The following is a 24,141-nucleotide window of genomic DNA, read 5'->3' as shown; positions in this document are numbered from 1 at the left end:
ATGAAAAAAGTAGCAATCATTATTAGCTCAGCACCACATGGCTGTGCCAAAGGCCGAGAAGCATTAGATACCGCTTTAGCCCTTTCAACATTCAATCATATATCTGTCTTTTTTATCGGCGATGGTGTATTTCATCTCTTAGCTAATCAACATCCAGAATTGATATTGATGCGTGATTACATTGCTACTTTTAATATGTTGGAACTTTATGACATTGAAGATGTTTATGTCTGTAAAGCATCATTAGATGAACGAAACTTAAACCAAACTCTTCTCAATATTGCAAACCAACTAATTGATAATAAACAGTTAACTCAACTATTGACCAATCAAGATGCAGTTTTACGCTTCTAAAACCTGCTAAAAACCCCTCTCCTCAAAATTTTTATATAATCTTATCGATAATTTAGTGACCAGAAAATAGATTAATCACTTTTAAAACGATATAAAAATCCCCATGACTTTTATCATTACTGATTAAGTCACGGGGATAATTTTACTAAAAATTGCTAGATAAAATTTCGATTAAACGAGTTTTTTCATTTGATCTGCAATCTTTTCAGCTTGTTGACCAACCACGATTTGCACGCCTGTTTTACCTAATTTTATGACAGCCATTGCACCTAGCGCTTTAGCTGCTTGTTCATCAATTAGATCGGTATCATGAACATTCAAACGTAAACGAGTAATACATGAATCAATATTAGTTAAGTTATCTTTACCACCAATAACTACTAAATATTGTTCAGCAAGTTTAGATAAATCAACACCAGCTGGTGCATTTTCTTGTGCTAATGTTTCTTCAGTAACTACAGTTGCATTAGCAATATCATCTTCACGACCTGGCGTTTTAAGATTGAATTTCACAATTACAAAGCGGAATACGATATAGTAAACAAAGAAGAATACGATACCTTGTAGAATTAACATATACCAATGTACTGCTAATGGGTTACGAGATTGTAACAACATATCGATTAGACCTGCACTGAATGCAAATCCAGATATCCATTGCATTGTTGCAGCAATAAATAGTGAGATACCGGTTAAAACAGCATGGATTACATATAACACAGGCGCAACAAACATAAACGCAAACTCTAATGGTTCAGTAATACCAGTAAAGAAAGCCGCAAAAGACGCCGCTAACATGATTGAAGCTGTTTTATCTTTATTACCTTTTTTAGCAGTATGATAAATTGCCAATGCCGCACCAGGTAAACCAAACATCATAATAGGGAAGAAACCTGCTTGATAACGACCAGTTATACCTGCAATCGCTTTACCAGAATCAATAGAACCTTGTCCGCCTAAGAAGTTAGGAATATCATTAACACCAGCAACGTCAAACCAAAATACTGAGTTTAAAGCGTGGTGTAGACCAACAGGAATTAATAACCGGTTAAAGAAACCATAAATACCTGCACCTATTGAACCTAAATTTTTAATCCATTCACCAAAAGAAACTAATGCGCTAAATACCATAGGCCAAATAAAATATAGCACTACTGAAACAAGTAACATAACAATAGAAACAATGATAGGAACTAGACGTTTACCACTGAAAAAAGCTAAGGTTTTATGTAGTTCAACAGAACTAAAGCGGTTATATAGTTCAGCAGAAATAATTCCAACTAAAATACCGATAAATTGGTTATTTATCTTACTAAAAGCTGGTGATATTTGTGCATTCCAACCGTCCACACTGGTATCAACCCCTTCAAATAGAGCAATAGTATTTGGTGATAATAGTGTAGTAATGATTAAAAAGCCTACCAATCCAGATAATGCTGCTGCACCATCTTTATCTTTAGACATACCATACGCAACACCAATTGCGAAAAGGATTGGCATATTATCGATGATAGCACCGCCGGATTTAATCAAAAATGCCGCAGCAATATTGTTGGTTCCCCAACCATTTGGATCAATCCAATAACCAATACCTAAAAGTATTGCAGCAGCAGGTAATACTGCCACGGGCACCATTAGCGAGCGCCCAATTCGTTGTAAATAAGCTAAAATTCCCATAGTTTTGCCTCATATTATCATTCGGGAGTTACTTAAAAATAATAAAATCTCACATCATTAAGTAAAAGAAGTAAGTCAAATACATTTGACATTATATTATTTTACTTCGCAAATTAAATGTTTGTCTTTTGTGATTTATATCACGCTTTTTTTTTGCTTAATTAGTTTAATATAGTAAAATAACCACAACATATTTTACTTTAAAAAAAAAGATTTATTCAATTATATCAGAAGAGATTATATTTTATGAGACTTATTCCTTTAAAAAATGCGCAAGAAGTTGGCGCGTGGGTTGCTCAGCGCATCGTAAACAAAATTAATCAATTTAATCCAACTGCAGATCGTCCTTTTTTACTAGGTTTACCAACGGGAAGTTCACCATTAGTGATGTATCAACAACTAATTAAACAGTACCAAGCGGGTAAAGTAAGTTTTAAACATGTTGTGACATTTAATATGGACGAGTATGTCGGTATTCCAGAAGATCATCCACAAAGTTATCACACTTTTATGTATGAAAATTTCTTCAACCATATTGATATTGATAAAAACAACATCCATATATTAAATGGTAATGCAGCTGATATCGAAAAAGAATGTCAAGAATATGAAGAAAAAATCAAATCCTACGGCAAAATCAATATTTTCCTTGGTGGCGTAGGCCAAGATGGACATATTGCATTTAATGAGCCAGGTTCTTCACTTTGTTCACGAACTCGTATCAAAACCTTAACTGAAGATACCATTATTGCCAACTCACGCTTTTTTGATAATGATATCAAACAAGTGCCAAAACATGCATTAACCATTGGTGTTGCAACATTAATGGATGCCGAAGAGGTAATTTTATTAGTTTGTGGACACAACAAAAGTTTAGCATTACAAGCAGCGGTAGAAGGAAGTGTTAACCATTTATGGACTGTTTCCGCATTACAAATGCATCCAAAATCAATTATTGTTTGTGATGAGACAAGCACTGATGATCTAAAGGTAAAAACATTAAAATATTTTAAACAAATGGAAGCAGATAATCTTCAAGTAACCATTTTATAAAGGATAACTCAATGTACGCATTAACCAATTGTCGTATTTACACTGGTTATGAAATTCTTGATAATCACGCTGTTATTATTGACGGTGATAAAATTGCAAAAATTTGTAAACAAGAACAATTACCAGCTGATATCACCATTAAAGATTTACAAGGTGCAAATGTTGCACCAGGCTTGATTGATATTCAAGTCAATGGCTGTGGTGGTGTGCAATTTAATGAAACTCTTGATGCACTAAGTATTGAAACCTTAGAAGCTATGCAGGCAACTAACCTCGTGTATGGTTGTACTAGCTATTTACCAACCTTAATCACTTCAACTGATGAGTTTATGATCAAAGCAGTAAACGTGATGCGTGAATATTTAGCTAAGCACCCTAACCAAGCATTAGGTTTACATCTTGAAGGGCCTTATATTAATCCTGAGAAGAAAGGTATTCATAATATAAATTACATTCGTCAACCTTCACAGGAGATGATCGACTTTCTTTGTGCAAACGCCGATGTAATCAAAATCATTACCCTAGCTCCAGAAAAAGTTGATGCCAAACATATTAAACAACTATGTGATGCCGGAATTCATGTTTCAGTTGGACATTCTAACGGCCACTATGATGATTGCCGTCGTGGTTTCAATGCTGGTATCCGCCTAGGTACGCATCTATTTAATGCTATGCCTTATATTACTGGTCGCGAACCAGGTGTTGTTGGCGCAATTTATGATGAACCAGAAGTGTATGTCGGTATCATTGCTGATGGCCAGCATGTAAGTTGGGCGAACATTCGTAATAGCCACAAAATTAAACAAGATCATTTAATTTTGATTACTGATGCGATGTTATTAGCTGGCTCTAATTTAACTTCTGGTGTATTTGCTGATAAAACTATCTATTATAAAGATGGCCGTTGTGTTGATGAAAATGGCACATTAGGTGGATCAGCATTAACCATGATTGAAGCAGTAAAAAATGCAGTAGAGTATGTTGGTATTGCTTTAGATGAAGCATTAAGAATGGCAACACTTTACCCAGCCAAAGCGATTGGTGTTGATAAACAACTTGGTACAATTAGTGAAAGCAAAATTGCCAACTTAGTTATTTTTAATCGTGACTTTTCAAATGTGAAAACTATTGTTAATGGAGAGATGAGCCGTTAGAATGTCGGATAGTTAATGAAAATATTGAGATAAAATATGACCTTTAATTATCTACACCTAGTCGGCAATGCTGAACTAATCAAGCAATTAAATTATGCAATGATTTATCGTTTGATTGTTCAGCAAGCTCCCATTTCACGTATTCAACTCGCCGAAATTAGTCAATTAGCACCCGCTAGTATCACCAAAATAACTCGCCAACTCCTCAAAAAGAATATGATCAAAGAAGTTGATGCCCAACAATCAACGGGGGGACGACCTGCGGTTTCAATACAAGCAAAATTTGGTTACTATCAGACAATTGCCATACAATTGAGCCGTTCGCATGTCACGATTGAACTTTATGATTTAGGTGCCAATAGTCTAGCATTTGAAGTTTATCCACTTACTACTTTTACGGAACAGTTAGCACAAGAATATTTAATTGCACTCATTAAACAGTTCATCGAAAAAAATAATAAAAAAGTTAAACATCTTGTTGCGATCTCAGTGGTTTTACCCGGTTTAATTGATTCAGTGCGAGGGATCATTCGTTATACCCCACATATTCAAGTTAAGGCATGGCCTTTAGCGGATGTATTACGTGATCAATTTAATGTTTCGATTTTTATTGGTAATGATATTCAAAGTTTGGCATTAGCTGAGAGTTATTTCGGTTCAACTCAAGATGTCGATGATTCAATTTTAATTCGTGTACATCGTGGTGTTGGTTCAGGGGTTATCATTAATCAACAATTACTCACTAACCATAACCAAACCGCTTGTGAAGTTGGACACATCCAAATTGATGCATTAGGTGAACGTTGTCATTGTGGAAATTTTGGCTGTTTAGAAAATCGAGTAGTTCACAAGGCCATTGAAGCACGAGCAAAACAGATGATAGAGCAAGGTTATCCAACTAAATTAAGTTTAGATAACATAAATATCAGCAATATTTGCAAATATGCCAATCAAGGAGATGAGTTAGCGCTTAAGTTAGTTAAAGATGCCGGTGAAAATCTGGGTAGAGCTGTCGCGATAATGGTGAATATTTTTAACCCACAACGGATTGTATTAGCTGGTGAATTAACAAAATCACCCGATGTATTATTAAATGCAGTAACTAGTGCGTTAAATGCTCAAAGTTTAGAAGAGTTAAGAAACAATCTAACTATCAATTGTTCAACACTTAATGACCGTTCAGCAATTGGTGCATTTGCCTTAGTACAACAAGCGTTATTTAACGGTTCACTGTTAATGACCTTGTTAGAAACAATCTAATAAATTGCTTTACAATAAAAATAAAAGCCCATAAACAGGGCTTTTTTTATTCATCATTAAGCTAAGATGCGTAGCATTCTTCGTAATGGTTCAGCAGCACCCCATAATAACTGATCGCCAACCGTAAAGGCTGATAGATACTCTTTACCCATATTCAATTTACGTAAACGTCCAACTGGTGTACTTAAGGTACCTGTAACCGCAGCTGGAGTAAGTTCTCGCATAGAAAGTTCACGATCATTTGGTACAACTTTAACCCAATCATTATGAGCAGCAAGTAGTTTTTCAATCTCAGGAATGCTGATATCTTTCTTCAATTTAATCGTGAATGATTGACTATGGCAACGTAATGCCCCAACTCGTACACAAAGTCCATCGACTGGAATAATCTGACTCGTTCCTAGAATTTTATTGGTTTCCGCTTGGCCTTTCCACTCTTCACGACTTTGGCCGTTATCAAGAGCTTTATCAATCCATGGAATTAAGCTACCCGCTAAAGGCACGCCAAAATTATCAGTCGGTAAACTACCATCACGCATTTTTTGCGTCACTTTGCGTTCAATATCTAAAATAGAAGAGTTAGGATCTTGTAGTTCTTTAGCAACTTCAGCGTTTAACATTCCCATTTGGGTCAGTAATTCACGCATATGACGTGCACCACCACCAGAAGCCGCTTGATAAGTTGAAACAGAAACCCAATCGATTAAGTTTTCAGCAAATAATCCACCAAGTGACATCAACATTAAACTTACTGTACAGTTACCACCAACAAAAGTTTTAATGCCTCTATCTAAGGCTGATTGAATGTTAGCTTTATTCACTGGATCAAGAACAATAATTGCATCATCTTCCATACGTAAAGTTGACGCAGCATCAATCCAGTAGCCTTGCCAACCGGTTGCACGCAATTTTGCATAAATTTCAGAGGTATAATCACCACCTTGGCAGGTGACAATAATATCTAATGCTTTTAAAGCATCAATATCATCGGCACTTTGTAATATTCCTGTTTTTCCGCCAAAAGAAGGAGCTGCTTGACCAGCTTGAGAAGTAGAAAAGAAAACAGGATTGATATAATCAAAATCATGCTCTTCAACCATACGTTGCATAAGAACAGAGCCCACCATTCCTCGCCAACCGACAAAACCAACATTTTTCATAGTTTATTTCCAAAAGTAGATGTTATATAAAGAAATATTCATTTACTATTAAAGCAAAAAATCACCATAAAACAAGTCAGATAAGAATTATTTTTCTAGTCAAGCAGATAATAACGTGGTGTTATATATAATTTTATAGGCAAAACTGAATATTATGCTAAAACTAGCACTTCATAAACTAGTCAGTAATATTCGTTTTCCACATAAAAAACACCACCATATTGACAAAATTATTAATAAAATGGCCATCTTCTTGGTTAGCTACAATAAAGACGTTTTCATTTTGAGAACTATTTATCTCACCGAGTCGGTTAGATCCTTTTCTGTTTCCATCCAACCATAACTGTCAACTGATGAATAAGAGTGGTTAGATACACAACTAATACAGTTCACTAATGATAAAAAGACGATCATGATAAAAAAAATTTTTTTTAACCAGAACATTATTGATCTCCTTTTATCATGCTCTATAAAAAATAAAACTAGAATAATTATCTAGTTCTATCATTTATATCTTAATGTATCAAACGATTATTATTCATTCGCTTTGGCTAACTCTTCGTCTAAAAGATAGATTATTATTGTAATTTAGATAATTGGTTTTTGATAAAACAAAGCCCGAATTATCGGGCTTATTGTAGTTTTGTGCGTTGTCAATTTTAGAAATCTTCATCACTTGGTTCATCTGCTGCCATTGCTGCAATATTATACCGCTCAATCCCTTGAGTTCCGGCTTGTATAATATCTGGTAACAATGTTACTAGATTTGCGTCAGAGCGTTGCATAAAGGTTTCTAACAACATAGGGACATTTACACCAGTGACTATTTCTATATTAGGAAAATCAGCCATCAATCTAACTAAAGTATTAAATGGTGTTCCACCTTTTAAATCAACAAAACATACAATTTCTGAGCCAAAATGCTGTAACTCTTCTAGCTTTTTTTGCAGTTGTTGTTGAAAATCATCTGTTGATTGCCCCATTGCAAACGAAACCGCTTCACACTGAGATTGTTTACCACAAATCATTTCAGTCGTTTCAATTAAGCTTTTCGCCGTTGAACCATGTGTACTGACTAATACAGAAATCATCGATTTAAGTTCCTATTTTAGTAATCTAAACAACGATAGTAACGACGGATTGACATTGGATGACGATTTAAATGTTCAACATAAGCATCGATACGATTATTAATAGCACGGAAAACAAATGGTGAAAGATTTCCACGATATTTTTCTGATATACCCGGTAATTCATAATCTTTGGTATCAATAATAGTATAATTACCACAAATTTGCGGTAAGAACTTAGCGACTCTTTCACTTAATGGGCGTTGAGTATCTTCACCAACATAAACGGTTACCGCAGTATCACGATCAATAACTTCTAATGTACCATGGAAAAATTCTGCTGACTCAATTGATTTTGAACGTAACCAATGTTGTTCTTCCCAATAACACATAGCATGAGAATAAGTTGCCCCCCATTGATTACCTGCGCCAACAAAATAGTGCATTGGATCATTATGATGTTTTTCAGCAACTTCTTGACCAAATTTATCGGCTTTTTTCGCAACGGCAACAATATTTTTAGCAAAATGTTGATCCATTTGTTGGTAGAACTCGTCATAATCAGGGAATTCTCCAGCTAAAAACATTAAACGATCAGCAGTCATAAAGAATTTTAATTGTTCATTCATTGGATAAACAACTACATGATCAGCCATATTTCCTAATGGAGTATCGGCTTTATCCATGAAAGCAAATACAGTTGAACCAACTTCTTTTTGGATTTTTTCAATAGCAGCAACCACTTCTTGTGTTGTGCCAGTTACAGATGAAATAATGATAAGCGTATCTTTAGTAATACGTTTGTTACCAGTTACTAAATATTCAGCAGCGTGTTGCACAAAAGTCTCAATCGCTGTTTTTTCTTTCATATGTACAACTGCTTGCATTGATGATGCATAAGTACCACCAATACCTAACCAACAAACGTTGCTATAACCACGCGCGTGGATTTTATCAATAAATTCATTAATTTGTGGTCTTAATGCTAATGCACCATTCATGCTGTCTAATTCTTTCTTTTCGTCATATTTTCTCATTTTTAAATCCTCTTAATTTTTGAGCTAGTTATTTCATCAAATTCTGGATAGGTTGATTTTTCAAGGTTATGACCTTTTAATCGTGAAACTTGGTAACTTAATAGATGAATTGGTATTGTCATAAATAATGATGCGTACAGTTCATCTATATCAATATTAAGACACAAATCGTCTTGTTTAACGTTGCTACTGTTATTGGCGTAAATCGTAGAAATATTTTTAACATGTTTAGTTAAAAATACTTTTAACAATTCAGCACGGTTAGATAACACGCCATGCGGCTCAAGAAAAACGATATTATCATTCTCATGTAAACCTAAATATGGGCCATGCATATACTCCTCGAGTTCTTTACCGAAAGCATTATTACGTATAGTTTCGGTGAATTTTGTTTCGCCTTCTCGAGCAATACCATAGGTTGCACCGTAGCCAATAAATATGACTCGTTGAGAATGATAAAATTTGTGTTGATATTGATTTACCCAAGCTTGGGATTGTTCGATAACTTTAGGTAGCAAACCTGCAACTTTTCTAAGTTGATCGAAATAACTGGCAAATTGTAGATCATCCATGCTGCCATTTTTTTGTGCAATGACTAAAGCAATTAATATCAAATCAAGTATCGTAACGCTATAACCAGCACTGACATAAGGCATTTCCTCAATAGGAATGCCCATAGATAATACATTATTGCTAATTTTATATAATGGGCTATCAGGATTACTGGTAAGCGTATAGATAGTTTGATTATTCTTGATAAACTCTTCAACTAAATGAATCGTTGAATAGCTTTCTCCCCCTTGCGAAATAGCAAAATAGAGGGTATTAGGATCGCTGTAATGTAAATAATTAGCAGCGATTGAAGGATCTTCAATATAAACGGGAACCTTTAAGATTTTACTCATTAAAGGTCTCGCCCCATAAGCTGCGTTAGAACTTGAACCAGTAGCAAAGATAACAATTGAGTTAAATTGTTTAACTTTACTTGAATCAATATTATCAACAAACAATGTTTGATAATTGTCTAAAATATTTTGATAGTATTCAGGTTCTAATGCTACATAATCAGCAATACTTTTCATTAAATCGTCCCTGTTATTGACCTAGTAATCCACTCCAAGCACCAAAGATACCAATACCAGCAATCAGTAATAAGATCCAATGTGCTTTTAGTCCTTTTCTGTCTAATAAAAAGATAAATAAAGTAAATAATAACGGCAATATTTGCGGAACAATGCCATCGAAAATATCCTGTAATGACGTTGCATCAGAGCCTGAGCCAATGGTTAGTGGCATATTTAATGTCACCATCGTCGCCACCATGGCTCCTACCACCGAGAGCCCCAAGATAGATGCGCCATAAGACAATTTGTCCATCAAGCCAGTTTTTTGCACTTTTTCAATAAAAGATGCACCAATGTTATAACCAATAAATAGACCAAAATAACGAGCAATAATGGCTGGGATATTGAAAATTAATAAAAATAGCAGAGGCCCTAAGATATTACCTTGCATCGCCAGTGAAGTACCAATACCGGTTGCAATAACCCGTAATGTTCCCCAGAAGAATGAATCTCCCAAACCACTTAGTGGTCCCATTAATGCAATTTTGACGTCATTTATTGAACTTTCATCAAAATTTTCATTTACGGCATTTTGCTCTTCCATAGCAATAGAAATACCTAATGGGAAAGTAATTAACCATGGCGTAACATTATAAAACTCTAAATGTCGTTGATAAGCAGTAGTTAATTGTTCTGGTTTTTGGCTATAAATTTTTTCTAAAGCAGGACGAATCGCAAAAGAATAACCTAAATTCATTTGTCGTTCATAGTTCCATGACCACTCAGCAGTGAAAGAACGCCAAAATGTTCGCATTAAATCCTTTTTAGTAATTAAATTAGAATTCTTCATCTTCATAATTGATCTCCTGTCCTACTAAAGCATTGCCTGATTGATTATTAACTTCTTGATTGTCTGAGGTGGTAAGTTTTTTGCCGGTAAATGAAGAGTAACCGGTTAGAATTAACGCCATACAAGCGCCAAAAACGGCAACACCAGTGACAGGTACTTTCATATATACTGCTACAGCAAAACCAAGAATAAAGAATGTCGCATTGGTTTTTTTGATCATAATCTTCATTAACATAGCAAAACCAAATGCAGGTAATAAGCCTGTTGCAATTCCTAAACCGTTAATGACAAACTCAGGGATCACATCAAGTAAGCTTTTTATTGCTTCACTACCAAATAAGTAAGAAAAACCAACAACTAAACCAATTGGTAGGTTGATAGAAAAGAAACCGCCGAAAATATTCATGCGATCAACGCCTTTACCATTACCTTCACTAGCATACTTATCTGCTTTATGTACAAAGTAAGGTAAAATGAACAAGAAACATAAGTTTTTAACCACTAAAACCAAAGAAGCAATTGGAATCCCTAAAGTTAAGGCTACTGCCGTACTTTTACCGGCACCAATCGCAAACGCAGTTCCTAATACACTACCTGAAATAATTTCTGGAGGGATAGATGCACCAATAGAAAAAGAACCAACAAACGCCAACTCTAATGTCGCACCGATGATAATTCCTTGTGTAACATCCCCCATTACTAGCCCTGCTAAGGTACAAGTAACTAAAGGCCTTGATAACATAGATGAACCTAAAAAGTATTCACCATTGGCTAACATAGCAATCAAGGCCAAAATAATTGCTGTAATAACAATACTCATTTTGTATTCCTTTTTGTCTATTTTTCAAATTTTTGCTTAGATTCACTTGGGATCTGTTGTATATACACTTCAACACCATCTTGTTGTAATCCAGCTAATAAGTCCGCTTCTAACTCTGTCAAATTAATTGTTTTAGAATAATTTTTGGTTCCTTCACGAGGTTTAGTTCCTCCTAAATTAAGACTAGTTATTTGTCCTTGAGTTCCTCGGATGAGTTTTTCTGCATCTTCTACCGATTCCACCACAATTAACATCTGATATTTATCTGTTACACCAGAATTAATAGCGCCAATACTGTCATCAATTGACTTCATGACTAGTTTGGCATTTTCAGGTTTAGCTAATCGGATCGCTGATTTACGAAATTCATCATTAGCAACAGCATCGTTGGCAACTAAAATAGTATTAGCTCCAACATTATCGAACCATGAAACAACAACCTGACCATGCAATAAGCGGTGATCGACACGTAACAATTTAATCATTGGTTTTCTTCCTCCTAGGTGAAATCCACCACATATTTGGTATTACTAGCGAATTTGTATTCAATCGCAATCGGTTCGCTATTTATATCAAAATAGTGATTAGACACTTTAAATAATGGTTCATCAATTTGGCAGCGTAATTGTTTAGCCAATTCAGCATTGGCAACAATTAGCTGTAAATCTTGTTCTAATTTATCGACTTTTTTCTTACCCGAATTAGTAATTTCAAGCGCTGATAGCACTTTTATTATTGAAACTTGGAAATCAGGAAAATAGTGAAGGGGTAAAAGAAAAATCTCTTTTACTACACTAGTTTTAGCAACTTCTAAAAAACTAATATAATAAATTAGTGCTGACGGTTTTATCTTTAATAACTGGCTATAGTAAGGGCCAGCTTTTCTTAAATAATTCTCTTTAAGAATTTTTTTATGATGTTGATAAGTGCCAGGTTTAATAATACCTGTCATCTCAAGAATATTTTGGGTAGACAGCATTGGCGCAACAAATAAACCAACCCCTTTTTTTCGTACAACTAAATTTTTTTCTACTAATAGGTCAATGGCTTTACGAACAGTAGTACGACTGACATCAAAATCTTTTTGTAATTGAACTTCTGGGGGGAGCTCCGCACCCACACCATATTGACCCGAGTTGATCTGTCCCATTAAATGATCGGCAATTTTTTCAAACAATTTCATAATTGTTTTTCTCCATAATTGAAGATATTTTTCGCCGATAAATGATATTTAAATCGTTTTCCTGCTAGATATTGCTCGGTATGCTCAAATGGTTGAAAGTTAATATCAAAGCTATTACTCGATACTTTATAAATCGGTGTTCCTTCAATAACCCCTAAGTATTTGGCTTTATCTTCGGTTGCTGACTCATAAGTAATTTCTTCACGACCGTGACTTGGCTTGAATGGATAATGCTCTTTCAAAAATTGATAAAGAGAAACATTATTCAAATCGACTTGTTCTAAACCTTTAAATCTATTAGATGGTAAATATGTTACTTCGTAGGAAAGCGGAGTTTTGTTTAATATCCTTTGCCGAACAATTCTAATCAATTTTTCATTCGAACCAAAAAAAGATCTCAATTCAGCTGGCATATTAATAATTTGATTGGTGAGAACTTTAATATTAAGGTCAATATCGTCTTCTTTTTTAACTTCTTCACTGAAAGAAGACATTTTTAACATATTAATCTCAAAAATTTTATGCGGTTCCACATCAGTATCGTTTTGGAATACATAACCTTCCATAGCTAAATCATTTAAAGCGTTTCTGATTGTTGTACGACTTACACCAAAATGTTCTGCTAGTGCTCGTTCTGTCAATTTCTTACTGACAATAGTCGGATTAGCTTTAATCTGTTCTTCAACATAAGTTTTTGAAGCTATTTCACGATATTCCAAAAAACACACTCCATTGATGGACTTTTTTATAAAATAGATATACGTTAAGATAACGTAAATATTATTAAAAAATAAACAAAAAAATACATGTTGTCAATTTTAAGTACCAAATTTGTTGTATAGATCACAGTTTTTATAATTATTTATAATTAAATCAATATGATATATTTTAAAATGTATCTGTTTATTTGATTTACAATAAAGGAAGATTTGAAGAAAACTCAATGTAAAAACGCAATTTTATCAAGTCATAAGAAGGAACGAAGTATAAAGTGTTTGTAGAGTTAATTATAAAGAACATGGTAAAAATGCATAGTTACAGCTTAGATAATTTAGAAGGATAAAAATGTCTAGTCATTGCTAAAGCAACACTGTCTCGTGCTACTCGGCTCGAACCTCTTATCGGTTCGAATCAAATGCATCGTTGTAATAATAAAAAAGCCCACTCAAATGAGTAGGCTTTCTTATTAAATTGGTCGGCGAGAGAGGATTCGAACCTCCGACCCACTGGTCCCAAACCAGTTGCGCTACCAAGCTGCGCTACTCGCCGTCAGAAATTGCTTCACATTCTAACTATAAAATGGGGTGGCTAATGGGACTCGAACCCACGACAACTGGAATCACAATCCAGGGCTCTACCAACTGAGCTATAGCCACCATAGAAGCAGGACGAAATATTACGCATAAAAAATAATATTGTCCAGCATATTTTTTAAAAATAACACCAATTGGTCATATTAAAAGCGTTAAAAGGTTATTCTTTTAGCATTTTTCAAAAAAATTAGGCTTTATGCGACATAATATCAATTATCTGAGTGTCAGTTGCTTTCATACTATTGCTAACAATCGCCCCTAAATTATTAATTGAAGTTTCAACACTATCACAAACAATACCTTCATTACCTGTAACACGAATTCGGTTTAGCGCCATTAATACAGCTTTAAATCCGGATGAAACCGAGGTTGAAACTTTCATTGCACAGCTATTTGACGCACCATCACAAATTATTCCAGACAAATCACCAATCATGTTACATATGGCCATATCAACTGCCTCATATTGGCCTTTACCCAGTAACCACGCCATACCGGCAGCCGATCCCATGGCTGCTGTTGAGGCTGCACAAAGAGCTGATAATGGCGGAAATTTACTATGAATATAAATGGCAATGGTATGCGATAAAATAAGCGCTCTCGCTAATTGTTCTGGCGTTGACTCTAAATAATCGGCAACAACAACGACTGGCATAGTTGCAGTAATACCTTGATTGCCTGAACCTGAATTACTCATAGCTGGTAACGTTGCACCACCCATGCGAGCATCTGATGCAGCAGTAGTACGAATAATCACTTTAGACAATAGATCATCAGCTAATAAGCCATTTTTAGTTTGTTCATGTAATGTCGCCGCAATACTTAAGCCATAATCTCGTCTTAAGCCTTCCTGAGATAAGGCATCATTTAATTCTGCTGAGTGTAAAATAAATTCGATATCAGCAAAATCAGCCTGCGAGGCAAATTCATATATCTGTTTTACCGACATCAATTTGATGATAGCCGCATCTTTCGAATCATCTTGCTTTTGGTTATCGGCTTTAAAAATTATTTCGTCATTTTTTTCAATCAAAATCACATTAGTATGTGAGCTTTCAATACAGACGCGGACATGATCATGATTAGTATAAATATTAGCTTCAGAATAAATAGCGGTATTATTATCGGCAATTTGCACATTAATTTTATGCTCATTGAGCATCGTTTTAGCTTGTTCGATCTGTTGCTGAGTTATATTTTTAAGGACTTCAAGGCCTGCCCCAGCATCACCACCAATGGCGCCGATGGCCGCTGCAATAGCTAATCCCACCATACCAGTGCCTGGAACCGTAACACCCATGCCATTTTTCATTAAATTGGGCGAGACATAAGCATCAATGTGGCTAATTTTATTTTTATCAATATATTGAGTTGCCGTAGCAGCAGCTAAAGCAAGTGAGATAGGTTCAGTGCAACCAAGTGCTGGCAAGACTTCATGCTTCACCAATTTGATTAATTGTTGCCACATTACTTGTTGTTCCATTTTTTATCTCCATATTACTAACCGTAATGTTAGCAAATAAAACGTTTAGCCATGAAATTAAGTAATTATTTTATTCTATTTAACTTGAAAACTGAATGTTAAGCTCACATATTAAAGAGTAAGTGAACATAATTTATCAGTTCAATACTGATTTTATTAATACGTTAAACCACTATAAACAGATTTTATTCAATCACTTTTTGTTTAAAACATACACGACAAAAATAGACTAAATCTGAAACATCTATACTTAACTGCATAGTAAATAAATTAATCAGGAATAGTTCAAAATATGTAATATTTTAGTAAAACTACCTGACTTTTTTTTTATTATTGCAATAATGTAACTATCAAAAATTAAATAATAATGGCGAGATATGATAAATATTTTATTAATTGATGATGATGTAGAATTATCACAAATGCTTAGCGAATATTTAACCAATGAAGGTTTTAATATTAAAAGTGTTTATTTAGGTAAGGATGGTATTGATGAAGCGCTATCAGGTAAATATCGTGCAGCAATTTTAGATGTGATGTTACCTGATATTAATGGCATTGATGTCCTAAAAAGCATTCGTCAACAATGTAATATGCCAGTTATTATGTTAACTGCCAAAGGTGATAATATTGATCGCGTATTAGGGTTAGAATTAGGTGCTGATGATTACATACCAAAACCATGTTACCCACGTGAATTATTGGCGAGATTGAGAGCGGTATTACGTCGGTTTGACGAACGTTCAGTCGAATTAGTTGATGAGAAAAAATATCATTTTAATGGCTTAACTTTAGATCTACCACAACGACTTTGTACTTGGAACGGTCAACCGATAGATCTCACCTCTACTGAATTTAACTTGTTAGTTTTACTCGTTAAACATAGTGAACGTGTGGTAACTAAAGAAGAATTGTCTGAAATAGGTCTGGGTCGTGCTCGAGAATTATATGATCGCAGCGTCGATGTTCATATCAGCAATATTCGCCAAAAACTACATCAAGTAGCACAAAATGATGTGACCATTGAAACAATAAGAGCGGTTGGCTATCGTATCCGTTAATCAAGCCATAGGTTTGCTATGAATCGTCGATTATTTTGGAAAATACTGGTTATATTTTGGATAATTTTTTATCTTACTTTCCAATTAACTTGGATTGCTTTCTCTTATTATATAGAAAGTAGAAATCAACGATTCTTAAATCATATGCCGACTAAAGTGGATATGATTGCTCAATTATTGCATGTTGCCGGTGAAGATGAAACACTCAATTTTATTGCACATTTACCCGAACGTGAGCGAGTTTTATTGTCAATAAAATTGGTGTCTCCACAATATGATCAAGTCAATATCATCACAGATGAATTAGAACCTAGCTCTTATGTATATCAACGGATGGCAGTGGCACCGGATGGCACCCTCTATTCGGTATCATTTAAAGACGATAAAACCGATCACAGCAATAACAAAAATAAAACTTTATTTAATATGCCGACCCCTATTTTGTTAATGGGGATCTGTGTTGGTTTAGTATTCAGCCTATTTTTAGCATGGAACTTAACTAGACCAATGAAATTACTAAGACAAGGATTTTTCCGTGTATCGCAAGGTGATCTATCGGTTAGGTTATTTAAAAAGTTAAAACCTCGTCGTGATGAACTGAGTGAATTAGGTAAAGATTTTGATATGATGGTTGAGCAACTCAACATCTTAATATCTGATCGCCAAGCGCTACTTCATGATGTTTCTCATGAACTCAGAACCCCTCTGGCCCGCTTACAATTGGCAATCGGTCTTGCCCAACAAAATAAACAAAATATCGATACAGCTTTAGCTAGAATTGAGTTAGAGTCGCAACGATTAGATCAATTAATTGGTGAGATTCTTAATTATTCACGTGCAGAAATGAATAATCGAACCGATGAATACTTTGACTTAAAAGAGTTAATTGGTGTAGTGGTTAATGATGCCAACTACGAAGCCAATCACCAATCTATTGAAGTAGAGTTTAACTTATCATCCATTAATCACACTATTGTTAAAGGTAATTCTGAACAGATACGACGCGCGATTGAAAATATTATTCGTAATGCTATCCGCTTTTCTAATGCAGGCCAAACGGTTGAGGTATCATTAAAAGAAGCAGGAAAATATTTACAAATTGAAGTTAAAGATCGTGGTCCGGGTGTCGATGCCAGTAAATTATCGAGTATTTTTGAACCCTTTGTCCGTATTCAGTCAGCACAGTTAGGTAAAGGCTATGGACTAGGTCTAGCCATCGTCAGAAAGACCGTTATTATGCATAACGGCACTATTCAAGCTAATAATCGCGATGGTGGTGGTTTAGTGGTAACAATCAAACTACCTTATTGGCGAAAAAATTAATAACAATCCGGATTAACGGTTAATACATACTCTTTTACCAGACTTTCTAAGGTAATTTTATCGTAACCAGTAAAATTCAGATTTTGCATAATCATCTGTGGATTACTGTCAAGTATTGCTTTATATTCAGCAATATATTGTTTGGCGATTGGTTTATATGACCAATGCCACTCTTCTGGCAAATAGCCCCCTTTTCGCCCCTCATTGAATGGTTGGCAAAAACCATATTTCGGTAAGTTTTCACGAAGCCATTGATACAAAATAATTCCCTGTTTATCATTTTTAAAATATTCAGACGATACACTAGTAATATCAATATCTGTTCCCCAATGATGTCTTGATGTACCAGGCATTGAAGATAATTTTAAAATTTGTTCGGCAATTTTTTGTGGATTATTCAACTTAGGTAATAATGCATCCCACTTACGTTGCCAAATACCATTTTGATAGGTGTAATTACGCGTAGCACTCACTACAATAAAAGGAATGTTAGGATAAGATTTTTTAAAATCATTATAAGCCTTAATCAACTGCTCAGTTGGTTCCTTCTGTAAATACATACCTTTTTTGTTTACGGGTAATATTGTTGAGTCGAGAGCAATATAATTACTATCTTTTTTTTCATCAAATTGCCCAGTAAGTTTATTTAATGGAATAGATTGTGCCATAGCAAACGTTGAACATAAGAGTAAAGTTAAAGTTGAGCTAAAATGAGTAACTGTTTTCAATGTTATTATTTTTTTCATCATTTAGATTCTAATTAATATTATATTAGCCAGACAGGGTGAAAACCAGTATAATCCTTTCCCTAAAAATTGAAATAGCCATAATGTGTAAAAACGAGGCCATATGTTAACATCAGCTACACACAAATCGTCTGATAATTGTTTGGACGTGACAAATACAACTAATCAAAACACCACCAATCCAACTAACGAAAAAATAAACTTACTTAACTTTACCAGACAACAGTTAAGAGAATTTTTTATTTCGTTAGGAGAAAAACCATTTAGAGCGGATCAAGTGATGAAATGGATCTATCATTTTGGGATAGATGATTTCGATCTTATGACCGACATTAACAAAAAATTACGTGAGCAATTAAAAAAATTAGCTGAAATTAAAGCACCTAAAATAGCCATCGAGCAACGTTCATCCGATGGCACTATAAAATGGGCTTTAGATGTAGGCAATAATCAAATGATTGAATCAGTTTATATTCCTGAACGTGATCGTGCGACCTTATGTGTTTCATCACAAGTGGGCTGTGCTTTGGAATGTAAATTCTGTTCAACAGCGCAACAAGGTTTTAACCGTAATTTAACCGTATCTGAAATTATTGGCCAAGTTTGGCGCGCTTCAAATGCTATTGGCGTAACAGGTAAATTAGCCGATCGACCTATCACTAATGTAGTTATGATGGGAATGGGTGAACCTTTACTTAACTTATCCAATGTCGCACCAGCAATGGAAATTATGCTAGATGATTTTGGTTATGGTTTATCCAAAAGACGCGTGACGCTTTCTACTTCTGGTGTCGTACCCGCTTTAGATAAATTAGCCGGCATGATTGATGTAGCATTAGCTATTTCATTACATGCACCAAATGATGAAATTCGTAGTGAGATTATGCCAATTAACCAAAAATATAATATGGCAATGTTACGTGATTCAATTTTACGTTATCTTTCAACTTCGAATGCTAATCATGGTAAAGTGACCATCGAATATGTATTACTCAACCAGATTAATGATAGTGTTGAACATGCCCATGAGCTGGCTAAATTCCTGAAAAATGTACCAAGTAAAATCAATTTAATCCCATGGAATCCTTTCCCAGGTGCGCCTTATGCCCGTTGTTCAAACACCCGAATTGATCGGTTTATGAAAACATTAATGGGTTACGGATTTACAGTTATCGTTCGGAAAACACGTGGCGATGATATTGATGCAGCTTGTGGTCAACTTGCAGGCGAAGTTGTAGATCGGACCAAACGAACGCTTTATAAAAAGCAAAATCTTGTTCAACAAACCGCCTAAAATAACCGAGGAGTTGTACATGAAAAACGCATTAATAGCATTAAGCAGTTTGGCCATGTTAATGCTAACAGGTTGCCAAATGAATGGTCGTGAGGATTTTGATCCAGAAACCGCTGCGTTAGCAAGAATGCGATTAGGCTTAGGTTATTTAGCCAAAGCCAATGAATCTGAAGATAACGTTAAAGCGGCACATTATAATCTAAAATTGGCCGCTCAATATTCACCCAATAATCCTCAAATCATGCTAGCAATGGCAATGTTTGATCAACATGTTGGTGAATATAATGAGGCGGAGATGATTTATAAACGAATCACATTAATGCAACCAGGTAATGGTTTATATCATGTGCACTACGGCTCCTTTTTATGTGGTAGAGATCGTTACCAAGAAGCGAAACAACAATTTGCCAAAAGTCTAGAACTAGATAGGCACCGCTGGAAAGCAGATACCTACGAGCAATATGGTTATTGTGCTATCCAAAACGGCGATAAAAAAACTGCAGATCTAATGTTTAAACAACTTTTTGCATATGATGCAAGTCGTCGAAGTAATGTAGCAAAAACAGCCGAACTTTATAAAAATAAAGGCGACAACAAGATAGCTAACTATCTATTTTTAGTATCAAAAAAATAAATTATAAATACAAAATTAAAATTAACTTCACTGGAAGCAAGAGTATATATCATGAGTTTTTTGGCTATTTTACTGCTAGCATTAGCCATGTCTACAGATGCCTTTGCGGTAGCGATTTGTCGTGGCGTATCACTAAAATCAACGCCGTTTTTAGGCGCATTAAAAGTGGGGATCTTATTTGGTTTTGTTGAAGCCATCACGCCATTACTAGGCTGGTTAATTGGCTATATTGCCCTACAATATATTGAAAGATGGGATCATTGGATTGTTTTTACCGTCATGTTATTGTTAGGTCTAAACATGATCTATCATAGTTTTAAGGAAGATAACGATGACAACTGTGATGCAAAACCACTTCCTTCATCGAAAAAATCATTTTTAATATTAGTTCTTACTGCGGTTTCAACAAGTATTGACGCATTTGCTGTTGGTGTCGGATTAGCACTTGCCAGCGTTAATATTTATATTGCCGCCACCATGATTGGACTTGCAACCTGTATCATGGTTACGTTGGGCTTATTGCTAGGTAAAAAAATTGGTTGTTTAATTGGTAAACAAGCATCATTTATCGGTGGCATCGTTCTTATTGTCATCGGTTCAATAACATTGTACCAACATCTCACTATATAATTTTATTCTTTACTTAAGTTTAGATATAAAAAAACCACTCACATATTGGAGTGGTTTTTTATTTTGACGGGCTAAATAGGGGAATTACATCATTCCGCCCATTCCTCCCATGCCGCCCATACCACCAGCAGCACCTAAGTCAGCTTTATCATCTTTAGGTAAATCAGTAACCATACATTCAGTTGTGATCATAAGACCTGCTACTGATGCAGCATATTGTAATGCACTACGTGTTACTTTAGTTGGATCTAAAATACCCATGGCAATCATATCACCATATTCTTCAGTTGAGGCATTGTAACCATAGTTACCTTTACCGCCTTTAACCGCATTAACCACAACAGAAGCTTCTTCACCGCAGTTAGTAACGATTTGACGTAATGGCGCTTCCATCGCACGAAGAGCAACTTTAATACCAACGTTTTGATCTTCGTTTGCACCTTTAAGGTCTAAAATTGCAGAAGCAGCACGAACTAACGCAACACCACCACCAGCAACAACACCTTCTTCAACTGCTGCACGAGTCGCATGTAATGCATCTTCAACACGTGCTTTTTTCTCTTTCATTTCAACTTCAGTTGCTGCACCAACTTTAATTACTGCAACACCGCCAGCTAATTTAGCCACACGCTCTTGAAGTTTTTCTTTATCGTAATCAGAAGTTGATTCTTCGATTTGTTTACGAATTTGTTCAACACGTGCATTAATTAATGATTCTTCACCAACACCGTCGATGATTGTTGTGTTATCTTTATTGATAACCACACGTTTAGCTTGACCTAAATCTTCAAGTGTTGCTTTTTCAAGCTCTAAACCAATTTCTTCAGAAATTACAGTACCAGCAGTTAAGATTGCGATATCTTGTAACATTGCTTTACGACGGTCACCAAAACCAGGTGCTTTAACCGCTGCAACTTTAACAATACCACGCATAGTATTCACAACTAATGTTGCTAATGCTTCGCCTTCAACATCTTCAGCAATGATTAATAAAGATTTACCTGCTTTAGCAACAGCTTCTAATACTGGTAATAATTCACGGATATTAGAGATTTTTTTATCCGCTAATAAAATATACGGGCTATCTAATTCAACAGTCGCAGTTTCTGGTTTGTTGATGAAATATGGAGATAAATAACCACGGTCAAACTGCATACCTTCAACAACATCAAGTTCATCTTGTAAACCAGTACCATCTTCAACAGTGATAACACCTTCTTTACCTACTTTTTCCATTGCTTGAGCAATTAAAGTACCAACTGTTTCATCAGAGTTTGCTGAAATAGTACCAACTTGTGCGATCGCTTTAGAATCAGCACATGGTGAAGATAATTTTTTAAGCTCTTCAACTGCTGCAACTACTGCTTTATCAATACCACGTTTTAAATCCATTGGATTCATACCAGCAGCAACTGCTTTTAAACCTTCGTTAACGATAGCTTGCGCAAGTACAGTTGCAGTAGTAGTACCATCACCTGCTGCATCGTTTGCTTTTGAAGCTACTTCTTTAACCATTTGCGCACCCATGTTTTCGAATTTATCTTCTAATTCGATTTCACGAGCAACTGATACACCATCTTTAGTGATAGTTGGCGCACCAAATGATTTATCTAATACAACATTACGTCCTTTTGGACCTAAAGTTACTTTAACTGCATCAGCTAATACATTAACGCCTTTAAGCATTTTAGCTCGAGCGTCATTTCCAAATTTTACATCTTTAGCTGCCATCTTCGTATTTCTCCTAAATTCTGTATATAAGTTAAATTATCTGCCAGTTATTCTTGAACAATGGCTAAAATATCGCTTTCTGATAAGATAAGCACTTCTTCGTTATCAATTTTTTCTGTTTTAACGCCATATCCTTCATTGAAAATTACGATATCACCAACTTTAACATCTAATGGCTGAACTTGACCATTTTCTAAAATGCGACCATTACCAACAGCTAAAACTTCACCACGTGTTGATTTACCTGCTGCTGAGCCAGTTAACACAATACCGCCAGCTGATTTTGATTCTACTTCTTTGCGTTTAATGATCACACGATCATGCAATGGACGAATTTTCATTAGTTATCTCCTAGCACTAATTTTTACTTAAGTAATTATTAACAATAAATCATAAAATTATGATATGTATCATATAGTGCATAATAGATGGGGATTAATTTATATTCTTCAAGAGAATAAAATAAAAAAATTTTCTAATTGATTAATTATTCATCATCTTTCCGTTCAAATTCTCCTTCGATCACATCATTACTTACTTGTGCATTGCGACTAGAAGAAAATGAATAAACTTTAGTAGGAAGTTTTTTAACAATAAAGCGCACAATATATTCCTGAACATATGGAATTAATAAAATTCCCCCTAAGATATCCGTTAGAAAACCTGGAATAAATAAGAAAAAACCAGCAAATAATAACGAAACACTGTTAATAATTTCTTCTTTTGGGCTTTGCTGATTAGCAATCTTTTGTTGCATAAGACTTAAATTTTTTAATCCTTGCTTTTTAATTAATGAAAAACCAATAATCGAGGTAGCAATAATTCCGATTAATGCAAGCAATACCCCCACATAATTAGCAATTGCGATAAAAAAACTAATCTCACAATAAACATAAATAAAAAATATAATAAAACCAATAACTCGCATACAAAAATTCCTCTAAATATAGAGCGGCATTATTTTTAATTAGTTATTAAAATGGTGACGATTAGCTAAATTTCAACCAAACAGTATATATTTTTAAAAATATCTCACAAAAAGGATTGACGAATAATCTCTAATCGTGTTTAATACAGCTCCATTGTTGCCCGGATAGCTCAGTCGGTAGAGCAGGGGATTGAAAATCCCCGTGTCCGTGGTTCGATTCCGCGTCCGGGCACCAATCACCAAATTTTAAGACCTGCTTCTAGCAGTTTTTTTTATGTCTAAAGCCTTTTCCAAGCTACCTTTCAAGCGATTTTCT

Annotated in this window: 25 protein-coding genes and 3 tRNA genes; 10 read left to right on the top strand and 18 right to left on the bottom strand. The window is 34.9% G+C overall.

All coding sequences use genetic code 11. The annotated features are described in order from the left end of the window. Positions 1-354, top strand: coding sequence for a sulfurtransferase complex subunit TusC (tusC, locus tag H3S74_RS09040; RefSeq protein ID WP_198247713.1), 354 nt, complete (start codon positions 1-3; stop codon positions 352-354). Positions 355-525: 171 nt separating this feature from the next. Here tusC and nagE read toward each other — a convergent pair whose 3' ends face one another. Continuing rightward, positions 526-2,031: an N-acetylglucosamine-specific PTS transporter subunit IIBC gene (gene nagE / locus H3S74_RS09035; protein ID WP_110448756.1), complete on the bottom strand. Its 1,506-nt coding sequence runs from the start codon at positions 2,029-2,031 to the stop codon at positions 526-528. Between the two features lie 246 nt (positions 2,032-2,277). Here nagE and nagB point away from each other — a divergent pair, with 246 nt between their 5' ends. Genes nagB through H3S74_RS09020 form a run of 3 tightly spaced genes read left to right on the top strand, consistent with a single transcriptional unit; the run spans position 2,278 to position 5,498 of the window. Then, positions 2,278-3,084 carry a glucosamine-6-phosphate deaminase gene (gene nagB, locus H3S74_RS09030; protein ID WP_110448757.1) on the top strand — a complete coding sequence of 269 codons (807 nt, stop codon included), beginning with the start codon at positions 2,278-2,280 and terminating at the stop codon, positions 3,082-3,084. Positions 3,085-3,095: 11 nt separating this feature from the next. Continuing rightward, the gene (gene nagA, locus H3S74_RS09025) at positions 3,096-4,238 is read left to right on the top strand and encodes an N-acetylglucosamine-6-phosphate deacetylase (RefSeq protein ID WP_034903256.1); all 1,143 of its coding nucleotides are present in this window, start codon (positions 3,096-3,098) and stop codon (positions 4,236-4,238) included. 36 nt (positions 4,239-4,274) lie between these two features. Then, a complete protein-coding gene (locus H3S74_RS09020) occupies positions 4,275-5,498 on the top strand; it encodes an ROK family protein (protein WP_110448758.1) in 1,224 nt (407 codons plus the stop codon). Positions 5,499-5,554: 56 nt separating this feature from the next. Here the strand turns inward: H3S74_RS09020 and asd are convergent, their stop codons facing one another. The 13 genes from asd to H3S74_RS08955 all read right to left on the bottom strand — a co-directional run bounded on the left by asd (position 5,555) and on the right by H3S74_RS08955 (position 15,478). Beyond that, on the bottom strand, positions 5,555-6,658 hold the full coding sequence (gene asd, locus H3S74_RS09015; RefSeq protein WP_110448759.1) for an aspartate-semialdehyde dehydrogenase: 1,104 nt from the start codon (positions 6,656-6,658) through the stop codon (positions 5,555-5,557). A gap of 294 nt (positions 6,659-6,952) precedes the next feature. Then, positions 6,953-7,102, bottom strand: coding sequence for a hypothetical protein (locus H3S74_RS09010; RefSeq protein ID WP_198247712.1), 150 nt, complete (start codon positions 7,100-7,102; stop codon positions 6,953-6,955). 215 nt (positions 7,103-7,317) lie between these two features. Further along, on the bottom strand, positions 7,318-7,749 hold the full coding sequence (locus H3S74_RS09005; protein ID WP_110448761.1) for a PTS sugar transporter subunit IIA: 432 nt from the start codon (positions 7,747-7,749) through the stop codon (positions 7,318-7,320). Between the two features lie 17 nt (positions 7,750-7,766). After that, on the bottom strand, positions 7,767-8,765 hold the full coding sequence (locus H3S74_RS09000) for an SIS domain-containing protein (RefSeq protein ID WP_065613650.1): 999 nt from the start codon (positions 8,763-8,765) through the stop codon (positions 7,767-7,769). Between the two features lie 2 nt (positions 8,766-8,767). Continuing rightward, complete coding sequence (locus tag H3S74_RS08995) at positions 8,768-9,847, bottom strand: SIS domain-containing protein (protein ID WP_198247711.1); 1,080 nt, start codon at positions 9,845-9,847, stop codon at positions 8,768-8,770. A gap of 13 nt (positions 9,848-9,860) precedes the next feature. Beyond that, positions 9,861-10,685 (bottom strand): PTS system mannose/fructose/sorbose family transporter subunit IID, encoded by an 825-nt coding sequence (locus tag H3S74_RS08990; RefSeq protein ID WP_110448763.1) that lies wholly within the window; start codon positions 10,683-10,685, stop codon positions 9,861-9,863. After that, the gene (locus H3S74_RS08985; RefSeq protein WP_110448764.1) at positions 10,666-11,499 is read right to left on the bottom strand and encodes a PTS sugar transporter subunit IIC; all 834 of its coding nucleotides are present in this window, start codon (positions 11,497-11,499) and stop codon (positions 10,666-10,668) included. The genes H3S74_RS08990 and H3S74_RS08985 overlap by 20 nt, the downstream gene beginning before the upstream one ends. A 17-nt stretch (positions 11,500-11,516) precedes the next feature. After that, positions 11,517-11,984: a PTS sugar transporter subunit IIB gene (locus H3S74_RS08980; protein WP_065613642.1), complete on the bottom strand. Its 468-nt coding sequence runs from the start codon at positions 11,982-11,984 to the stop codon at positions 11,517-11,519. A gap of 14 nt (positions 11,985-11,998) precedes the next feature. Beyond that, a complete protein-coding gene (locus H3S74_RS08975; RefSeq protein ID WP_034903862.1) occupies positions 11,999-12,682 on the bottom strand; it encodes a GntR family transcriptional regulator in 684 nt (227 codons plus the stop codon). Next, entirely contained in the window at positions 12,679-13,401 is a 723-nt protein-coding gene (locus H3S74_RS08970; protein WP_146208350.1) for a GntR family transcriptional regulator, read from the bottom strand. Before H3S74_RS08970 ends, H3S74_RS08975 begins: the two co-directional genes overlap by 4 nt. A gap of 473 nt (positions 13,402-13,874) precedes the next feature. Further along, positions 13,875-13,951: transfer RNA gene (locus tag H3S74_RS08965), tRNA-Pro, on the bottom strand. Between the two features lie 31 nt (positions 13,952-13,982). Continuing rightward, positions 13,983-14,058: transfer RNA gene (locus H3S74_RS08960), tRNA-His, on the bottom strand. Positions 14,059-14,182: 124 nt separating this feature from the next. After that, complete coding sequence (locus H3S74_RS08955) at positions 14,183-15,478, bottom strand: serine dehydratase subunit alpha family protein (protein ID WP_198247710.1); 1,296 nt, start codon at positions 15,476-15,478, stop codon at positions 14,183-14,185. 380 nt (positions 15,479-15,858) lie between these two features. Here H3S74_RS08955 and H3S74_RS08950 point away from each other — a divergent pair, with 380 nt between their 5' ends. Continuing rightward, on the top strand, positions 15,859-16,539 hold the full coding sequence (locus H3S74_RS08950; protein ID WP_034901087.1) for a response regulator transcription factor: 681 nt from the start codon (positions 15,859-15,861) through the stop codon (positions 16,537-16,539). Positions 16,540-16,557: 18 nt separating this feature from the next. Next, entirely contained in the window at positions 16,558-17,862 is a 1,305-nt protein-coding gene (locus tag H3S74_RS08945) for an ATP-binding protein (protein ID WP_198247709.1), read from the top strand. Here H3S74_RS08945 and H3S74_RS08940 read toward each other — a convergent pair. Continuing rightward, positions 17,859-18,608, bottom strand: coding sequence for a M15 family metallopeptidase (locus H3S74_RS08940; RefSeq protein ID WP_198247708.1), 750 nt, complete (start codon positions 18,606-18,608; stop codon positions 17,859-17,861). The genes H3S74_RS08945 and H3S74_RS08940 overlap by 4 nt on opposite strands. A 103-nt stretch (positions 18,609-18,711) precedes the next feature. Between H3S74_RS08940 and H3S74_RS08935 the strand changes: the two genes are divergently transcribed. The 3 genes from H3S74_RS08935 to H3S74_RS08925 are packed head-to-tail and all read left to right on the top strand — an operon-like array spanning position 18,712 to position 21,166. Further along, complete coding sequence (locus H3S74_RS08935; RefSeq protein WP_065579081.1) at positions 18,712-19,902, top strand: bifunctional tRNA (adenosine(37)-C2)-methyltransferase TrmG/ribosomal RNA large subunit methyltransferase RlmN; 1,191 nt, start codon at positions 18,712-18,714, stop codon at positions 19,900-19,902. Between the two features lie 19 nt (positions 19,903-19,921). Further along, positions 19,922-20,536 (top strand): hypothetical protein, encoded by a 615-nt coding sequence (locus H3S74_RS08930; RefSeq protein ID WP_198247707.1) that lies wholly within the window; start codon positions 19,922-19,924, stop codon positions 20,534-20,536. 51 nt (positions 20,537-20,587) lie between these two features. After that, the gene (locus H3S74_RS08925; RefSeq protein WP_198247706.1) at positions 20,588-21,166 is read left to right on the top strand and encodes a manganese efflux pump MntP family protein; all 579 of its coding nucleotides are present in this window, start codon (positions 20,588-20,590) and stop codon (positions 21,164-21,166) included. Positions 21,167-21,250: 84 nt separating this feature from the next. Here the strand turns inward: H3S74_RS08925 and groL are convergent, their stop codons facing one another. The 3 genes from groL to H3S74_RS08910 all read right to left on the bottom strand — a co-directional run bounded on the left by groL (position 21,251) and on the right by H3S74_RS08910 (position 23,825). Beyond that, positions 21,251-22,897 carry a chaperonin GroEL gene (gene groL, locus H3S74_RS08920; protein ID WP_065613631.1) on the bottom strand — a complete coding sequence of 549 codons (1,647 nt, stop codon included), beginning with the start codon at positions 22,895-22,897 and terminating at the stop codon, positions 21,251-21,253. Between the two features lie 47 nt (positions 22,898-22,944). Then, complete coding sequence (locus tag H3S74_RS08915; protein WP_034901049.1) at positions 22,945-23,238, bottom strand: co-chaperone GroES; 294 nt, start codon at positions 23,236-23,238, stop codon at positions 22,945-22,947. Between the two features lie 146 nt (positions 23,239-23,384). Then, positions 23,385-23,825, bottom strand: coding sequence for an FxsA family protein (locus H3S74_RS08910; protein ID WP_198247705.1), 441 nt, complete (start codon positions 23,823-23,825; stop codon positions 23,385-23,387). Between the two features lie 159 nt (positions 23,826-23,984). Between H3S74_RS08910 and H3S74_RS08905 the strand changes: the two genes are divergently transcribed. Then, a tRNA-Phe gene (locus tag H3S74_RS08905) sits at positions 23,985-24,060 on the top strand. Positions 24,061-24,141 lie beyond the last annotated feature (81 nt).

Source organism: Gilliamella sp. W8126, from assembly GCF_016102185.1.
Classification (GTDB): Bacteria; Pseudomonadota; Gammaproteobacteria; order Enterobacterales; family Orbaceae; genus Gilliamella; species Gilliamella apis_A.
The sequence above is the reverse complement of the archived record's forward strand: the minus strand, read 5'-3'. Positions and strand labels throughout refer to the sequence as shown.

What these genes read in the sequence shown, in the direction of transcription:
- H3S74_RS08935 (WP_065579081.1), top strand. Translation starts at nt 18,712, where the DNA reads ATGTTAACATCAGCTACACACAAATCGTCTGATAATTGTTTGGACGTG.
- H3S74_RS08925 (WP_198247706.1), top strand. Translation starts at nt 20,588, where the DNA reads ATGAGTTTTTTGGCTATTTTACTGCTAGCATTAGCCATGTCTACAGAT.
- H3S74_RS08985 (WP_110448764.1), bottom strand. Translation starts at nt 11,499, where the DNA reads ATGAGTATTGTTATTACAGCAATTATTTTGGCCTTGATTGCTATGTTA.
- H3S74_RS08930 (WP_198247707.1), top strand. Translation starts at nt 19,922, where the DNA reads ATGAAAAACGCATTAATAGCATTAAGCAGTTTGGCCATGTTAATGCTA.
- H3S74_RS08910 (WP_198247705.1), bottom strand. Translation starts at nt 23,825, where the DNA reads ATGCGAGTTATTGGTTTTATTATATTTTTTATTTATGTTTATTGTGAG.
- nagA (WP_034903256.1), top strand. Translation starts at nt 3,096, where the DNA reads ATGTACGCATTAACCAATTGTCGTATTTACACTGGTTATGAAATTCTT.
- asd (WP_110448759.1), bottom strand. Translation starts at nt 6,658, where the DNA reads ATGAAAAATGTTGGTTTTGTCGGTTGGCGAGGAATGGTGGGCTCTGTT.
- H3S74_RS08995 (WP_198247711.1), bottom strand. Translation starts at nt 9,847, where the DNA reads ATGAAAAGTATTGCTGATTATGTAGCATTAGAACCTGAATACTATCAA.
- groL (WP_065613631.1), bottom strand. Translation starts at nt 22,897, where the DNA reads ATGGCAGCTAAAGATGTAAAATTTGGAAATGACGCTCGAGCTAAAATG.
- H3S74_RS08915 (WP_034901049.1), bottom strand. Translation starts at nt 23,238, where the DNA reads ATGAAAATTCGTCCATTGCATGATCGTGTGATCATTAAACGCAAAGAA.
- H3S74_RS08975 (WP_034903862.1), bottom strand. Translation starts at nt 12,682, where the DNA reads ATGAAATTGTTTGAAAAAATTGCCGATCATTTAATGGGACAGATCAAC.
- H3S74_RS08980 (WP_065613642.1), bottom strand. Translation starts at nt 11,984, where the DNA reads ATGATTAAATTGTTACGTGTCGATCACCGCTTATTGCATGGTCAGGTT.
- H3S74_RS09010 (WP_198247712.1), bottom strand. Translation starts at nt 7,102, where the DNA reads ATGTTCTGGTTAAAAAAAATTTTTTTTATCATGATCGTCTTTTTATCA.
- nagB (WP_110448757.1), top strand. Translation starts at nt 2,278, where the DNA reads ATGAGACTTATTCCTTTAAAAAATGCGCAAGAAGTTGGCGCGTGGGTT.
- H3S74_RS09005 (WP_110448761.1), bottom strand. Translation starts at nt 7,749, where the DNA reads ATGATTTCTGTATTAGTCAGTACACATGGTTCAACGGCGAAAAGCTTA.
- H3S74_RS08955 (WP_198247710.1), bottom strand. Translation starts at nt 15,478, where the DNA reads ATGGAACAACAAGTAATGTGGCAACAATTAATCAAATTGGTGAAGCAT.
- H3S74_RS08940 (WP_198247708.1), bottom strand. Translation starts at nt 18,608, where the DNA reads ATGAAAAAAATAATAACATTGAAAACAGTTACTCATTTTAGCTCAACT.
- H3S74_RS08945 (WP_198247709.1), top strand. Translation starts at nt 16,558, where the DNA reads ATGAATCGTCGATTATTTTGGAAAATACTGGTTATATTTTGGATAATT.
- nagE (WP_110448756.1), bottom strand. Translation starts at nt 2,031, where the DNA reads ATGGGAATTTTAGCTTATTTACAACGAATTGGGCGCTCGCTAATGGTG.
- tusC (WP_198247713.1), top strand. Translation starts at nt 1, where the DNA reads ATGAAAAAAGTAGCAATCATTATTAGCTCAGCACCACATGGCTGTGCC.
- H3S74_RS09000 (WP_065613650.1), bottom strand. Translation starts at nt 8,765, where the DNA reads ATGAGAAAATATGACGAAAAGAAAGAATTAGACAGCATGAATGGTGCA.
- H3S74_RS09020 (WP_110448758.1), top strand. Translation starts at nt 4,275, where the DNA reads ATGACCTTTAATTATCTACACCTAGTCGGCAATGCTGAACTAATCAAG.
- H3S74_RS08990 (WP_110448763.1), bottom strand. Translation starts at nt 10,685, where the DNA reads ATGAAGATGAAGAATTCTAATTTAATTACTAAAAAGGATTTAATGCGA.